Genomic DNA, 4,854 nt, shown 5'->3' with positions numbered 1-4,854 from the left:
GACCAGGGCTGCGAGGTCACCCATGAGAGCGACCTGCTGCCCAATCTGGCCGAGGCCCACGAGCTCTATGTGCGGATGCTGACCACCATCACCTCGCGGGGCGGGCCGCCCCAGCCCAACCCCCTGAGCGCCGAGGACTGGATGGGGCTGATGGACGGCCAGCTGTTGTTTCGGCGGCGCATGGAGACGCTGTTCGAGCGGTTCGACGTGGTGCTGGCCCCGGCCTTCGGAACCCCGGCCTTTCCGCATATCACCGAGCCCAACCCCGGCGCGCGGGTGCTGGAGGTCAATGGCCGGTCCACATCCTACTTCGCCCAGCTGGCCTGGGCCGGGCCGGCGACCCTGGGCTGCCTTCCCGCCACGGCGGCGCCGATCGGCCAGAGCCAGGCTGGCCTGCCCATCGGGGTGCAGATCCTGGGCGGCTTCCTGGAGGACCGCACGACGCTCGCCTTCGCCGGCCTGCTGGAGCGGACGTTCGGCGGGTTCCGACGCCCGCCGGGCTATTAGGGCCGGACCGGCTTGCCGGCGGCCTTGTAGACCACGCCGCCCTTCATCACGAACTGGACCCGCTCCAGCTCGGTGATGTCGGCCAGGGGATCGGCGGCGACCGCGATGATGTCGGCATAGCGGCCCGCCTGGACCGAGCCGATGTCCTTGGCGTCGCCGATCAGGTCCGAGCCCCCGGCGGTGGCGGCCAGGATGGCGTCGATCGGGGTCATGCCCGCCTTCACCATCAGGGCGAACTCGCGGCCGTTGTCGCCGTGCGGGGCGAGGCCTTCATCGGTGCCGAAGGCGATCTTGACCCCGGCGTGATAGGCGTCGCCGAGGTTCTTCAACAGGATCGGCCCGACCCGCAGCGCCTTCGCGGCGGAGGAGGGGTTGAGCTGTTCGGGGTGGGCCCGGGCGATCTTCATGGCCGTGTCGCCGACCAGCAGGGTGGGGACCAGATAGGTCCCGTGGGCCTTCATCAGCTTGTAGGATTCGGCGTCGGCGAAGGAGCCGTGCTCGATGGAATCGACGCCGAGGGTCACGGCCTTGTCGATGGCCGTCTTGCCATGGGCGTGGGCGGCGACCTTGAGGCCGAGCGAATGGGCGGTCTCCACCACGGCGGTGATCTCGTCGTCGGCCATCAGCTGTTCGTCGGGATTGTCGCCGATCGACAGCACGCCGCCGGAGGGCATGATCTTGATCAGGTCGACGCCCTGGCGGTGGAAGGCGCGGACGGTGCGGCGCGCGCCCTCGGGGCTGTCGACCAGGGCGTCGGTCCAGCCGGGATGGCTGAGCTCGCTGTCCAGGCCGTTCGCCGGGTCGCCATGGCCGCCAGTGGGGCCCAAAGGCTCGCCGGCCACGAACATGCGAGGCCCGGGGATATGGCCCTTGGCGATCGCCTTCTTCATGGCGATCACCACCTCGTTCTGGCCGCCGACATCGCGGATGGTGGTGAAGCCGGCCTGCAGGGTGCGCCACGCCGCGCCGACCGAGACGTAGGAGCTGTCATAGCCGTTCTCGGTCACCGCCTCGACGATCGGGTTGCCGCCGTCGAACTCGCCGGTGATGTGGTCGTGGGCGTCGATCAGGCCGGGCAGGACGGTGGCGTTCGACAGGTCGATCACCTCGGCGCCGGCCGGGGAGACGAAGCCGGCCTCGACGCTGGTGATGCGGTCGTCGTGGATCAGGATCGAGACCTGGGCGCGGGGCGTCTTGCCGACCCCGTCGATCAGATGGCCGGCATGGATGACCACATCCTTGGCCAGGGCGGGCGTGCCCAGGCAGGCGGCGGCGAGAACGACGGCGAGCGCCGTCTGGGACTTGAAGCTCAACATACTGAAACACCCCACTGCGCGGGGCCGACGGGACCCCTTTGGCGGCGATGTTGAGGGTGCGGGCGCGCGACGTCAAACCCGCGCGCTGGCTTTGATACGACGCCACGCTAGGCTGGCGGCATGATCACGGACCAGCGCCTGGACCATTGGATCGCCCGCTGGGGGCTGGAGGCGGACGGGGCGGCCTTCGCCAGCCTGGCGGGACGGCTGCGTCCGGTGCGGTGGCGCGGCCAGGCGGCTATGCTGAAGGTCAGCGCGGCGCCGGAGGAGATCGCCGGCGGGGCGCTGATGAGCTGGTGGGCCGGCGATGGCGCGGCGCGGGTCTTGGCCCGGGAGGACGACGCCCTGTTGCTGGAGCGTGCAGAGCGCCGGGACGCCTTGGCTGAGATGGCGCGGGCGGGGCAGGATGAGGCGGCCTGCCGGATCCTCTGCGCGGCCGGCGCCCGGCTGCATGCGCCCCGGTCCGTTCCGCCGCCGAAGGGCCTGATCCCCCTGGACCAAAGGTTCGCCGCGCTTTGGGGCGTTGAGACGCAGAGCCCGGCCTTCCGTCGGTCGGCGGAGATCGCCCGGGCCCTGCTGGCCGAGCCGCAGGGCGCCTGTGTCCTGCACGGCGACCTGCACCACGGCAATGTGCTGGATTTCGGGGGGCGCGGTTGGCTGGCCATCGACCCGAAGGGGCTGTTCGGGGACCCCGGCTACGACCACGCCAATATCTTCTGCAATCCCGACATCGAGACGGCGCTGGCGCTCGGCGCCCCGGAGCGGCGTCTGGTCTGGGTGTCGGACGCCTCAGGGCTGGAGCCGCGCCAACTGCTGCGCTGGCTGATCGCCTATTGCGGCCTGTCGGCGGCCTGGACGCTCAGCGACGGGAACGATCCCTGGCGGGCGCTGGCCATCGCCGACAGGGCCGCAGGGCTGCTCTGAGTCTCTATCCGTCGCTGAGGGGCGCCATCGCCAGGGCGTCGCCGCGTTCCAGGGGGTCGCGCAGGGGCGTGCCGTCTTGCACGAACTCCAGCGACACCGAATTGATGCAGTAGCGCAGTCGGCTCGGGGGCGGGCCGTCGGGGAAGACGTGGCCCTGGTGGCTGCCGCAACGGGCGCAGCGGGTCTCGATGCGGATCATGCCGTAGCTGACGTCGCGCACCGCGACGACGTGGGACTCGTCGAATGGCGCGTAGAAGCTCGGCCAGCCGGTGCCGCTCTCGAACTTCGTGTGGGCGCGGAACAGGGGCAGGGCGCAGAGGCGGCAGCAATAGACGCCGTCCTCCTTGTTATCCAGCAGGCCGCCGCAGAATGGGGCCTCGGTGCCGTGATGCAGCAGCACCTCGGCTTCCTCGCGAGAGAGGCCGGATTCCAAACGCTTGCGTTCCGCAGCGTCGGGCGGCGAGAGATCGAATCCGGAAGGGGAGGTCGCTGGCTTGTCCATGGGGTCCACTCTAAGGTTCCGCGCTTAAGTACGAAAGCGCCTGATCGGAGGTTACATTCATGATCGCCGACCCTGGCCGCCCCCAGTAGAGACCAAGTCGAGGCCCATGTTCTCCAAAATCCTGATCGCCAACCGCGGCGAGATCGCGGTCCGCATCATCAAGACCTGCCGCCGGCTGGGGATCGCCACCGTGGTGGTCTATTCCGAGGCTGACGCCGATTCCATGGCCGTCGAGATGGCCGACGAGACCGTGTTCATCGGTCCAGCGCCGGCCGCCCAGAGCTATCTGGTGGCCGACAAGATCGTCGACGCCTGCCGCCAGACGGGCGCCGAGGCCGTCCATCCCGGCTTTGGCTTCCTGTCGGAGAACGCCGGTTTCGCCAAGCGGCTGGCCGCCGAGGGCATCGTTTTCATCGGTCCGAACCCGCACGCCATCGAGGCGATGGGCGACAAGATCGAGTCCAAGAAGTTCGCCACCCGCGCCGGGGTCTCCGTAGTGCCCGGCCATGTCGGCGAGATCGACGACACCGCCCACGCCATCAAGATTTCCGAGGACATCGGCTATCCGGTGATGATCAAGGCCTCGGCCGGCGGTGGGGGCAAGGGCATCCGGGTCGCCTGGAACCAGAAGGACGTGGAGGAGGGCTTCCCGGCGGTGCGCGCCGAGGCCAAGGCCAGCTTCGGCGACGACCGGATCTTCATCGAGAAGTTCATCGAGAGCCCGCGCCACATCGAGATCCAGGTGCTGGGCGACAAGCACGGCAATGTCGTCCACCTGTTCGAGCGCGAATGCTCGATCCAGCGACGCAATCAGAAGGTCATCGAGGAGGCGCCGTCGCCTCTGCTCGACGAGACCACCCGCGCCGCCATGGGCGCCCAGGCCGTCGCCCTGGCCAAGGCCGTGAACTACGACTCCGCCGGCACGGTCGAGTTCGTGGCCGGCCAGGACAAGAGCTTCTTCTTCCTGGAGATGAACACCCGCCTGCAGGTCGAGCACCCGGTCACTGAGCTGATCACCGGGGTCGATCTGGTCGAGCAGATGATCCGCTCGGCCTATGGCGAGAAGCTGGCGTTCGGCCAGAAGGACCTGAAGATCAACGGCTGGGCGATGGAGAGCCGCATCTATGCGGAAGATCCCTATCGCGGCTTCCTGCCCTCGATCGGCCGGCTGGTGCGCTATTCGCCGCCGGTGGAGGGCGAGGTTGACGGCGGGATCGTGCGCAATGACGCCGGCGTCCGCGAGGGCGACGAGATCTCGATGTTCTACGACCCGATGATCTCCAAGCTGTCGACCTGGGGCGAGACCCGGATCGCGGCCATAGACGTCATGGGCCGGGCGCTGGAGGACTTCCATATCGAGGGCCTGGGCCAGAACATCCCGTTCCTGGCTGCGGTGATGGACCAGGCGCGGTTCCGCTCGGGCGTGCTGTCGACCAACTATATCAAGGACGAGTTTCCCGAAGGCTTTGTCGGGGTCCCGCCGACCGACTATCAGCGCGACCTGATGTCGGCCGTGGCCTGCGCCATGCACCGCATCGTTACGGCCCGCTCGGCGCCCCAGCTGGTGCGCGATGAGTGGGTGGTGATCGCCGGCCAGGACAAGCG

Annotated in this window: 5 protein-coding genes; 3 read left to right on the top strand and 2 right to left on the bottom strand. The window is 68.9% G+C overall.

The genetic code is table 11. From position 1 onward, the window contains the following. On the top strand, positions 1-507 hold a 507-nt coding region (locus tag Q7P21_RS19380), incomplete at its 5' end, for an amidase family protein (RefSeq protein WP_304179878.1). Here the strand turns inward: Q7P21_RS19380 and Q7P21_RS19375 are convergent. Then, on the bottom strand, positions 504-1,823 hold the full coding sequence (locus Q7P21_RS19375; RefSeq protein WP_304179876.1) for an amidohydrolase family protein: 1,320 nt from the start codon (positions 1,821-1,823) through the stop codon (positions 504-506). The two genes, Q7P21_RS19380 and Q7P21_RS19375, sit on opposite strands and share 4 nt — an antisense overlap. Before the next feature lie 120 nt (positions 1,824-1,943). On the opposite strand from Q7P21_RS19375, the gene Q7P21_RS19370 reads away from it, so the two are divergent. After that, positions 1,944-2,747, top strand: a complete 804-nt coding sequence (locus Q7P21_RS19370) for an aminoglycoside phosphotransferase family protein (RefSeq protein ID WP_304179872.1) — start codon at positions 1,944-1,946, stop codon at positions 2,745-2,747. A 4-nt stretch (positions 2,748-2,751) separates the two neighbouring features. Here Q7P21_RS19370 and msrB read toward each other — a convergent pair whose 3' ends face one another. Continuing rightward, entirely contained in the window at positions 2,752-3,249 is a 498-nt protein-coding gene (msrB, locus tag Q7P21_RS19365; RefSeq protein ID WP_304179869.1) for a peptide-methionine (R)-S-oxide reductase MsrB, read from the bottom strand. A 106-nt stretch (positions 3,250-3,355) separates the two neighbouring features. Here msrB and Q7P21_RS19360 point away from each other — a divergent pair. Beyond that, positions 3,356-4,854 (top strand): acetyl/propionyl/methylcrotonyl-CoA carboxylase subunit alpha (locus tag Q7P21_RS19360; protein WP_304179866.1); only part of this gene is annotated, 1,499 nt, incomplete at its 3' end.

It is taken from the genome of Phenylobacterium aquaticum (assembly GCF_947378715.1).
Classification (GTDB): Bacteria; Pseudomonadota; Alphaproteobacteria; order Caulobacterales; family Caulobacteraceae; genus Phenylobacterium; species Phenylobacterium aquaticum_A.
The sequence above is the reverse complement of the archived record's forward strand: the minus strand, read 5'-3'. Positions and strand labels throughout refer to the sequence as shown.

Coding starts and splice junctions, on each gene's coding strand:
- Q7P21_RS19375 (WP_304179876.1), bottom strand. CDS start 1,823: ATGTTGAGCTTCAAGTCCCAGACGGCGCTCGCCGTCGTTCTCGCCGCC.
- Q7P21_RS19370 (WP_304179872.1), top strand. CDS start 1,944: ATGATCACGGACCAGCGCCTGGACCATTGGATCGCCCGCTGGGGGCTG.
- msrB (WP_304179869.1), bottom strand. CDS start 3,249: ATGGACAAGCCAGCGACCTCCCCTTCCGGATTCGATCTCTCGCCGCCC.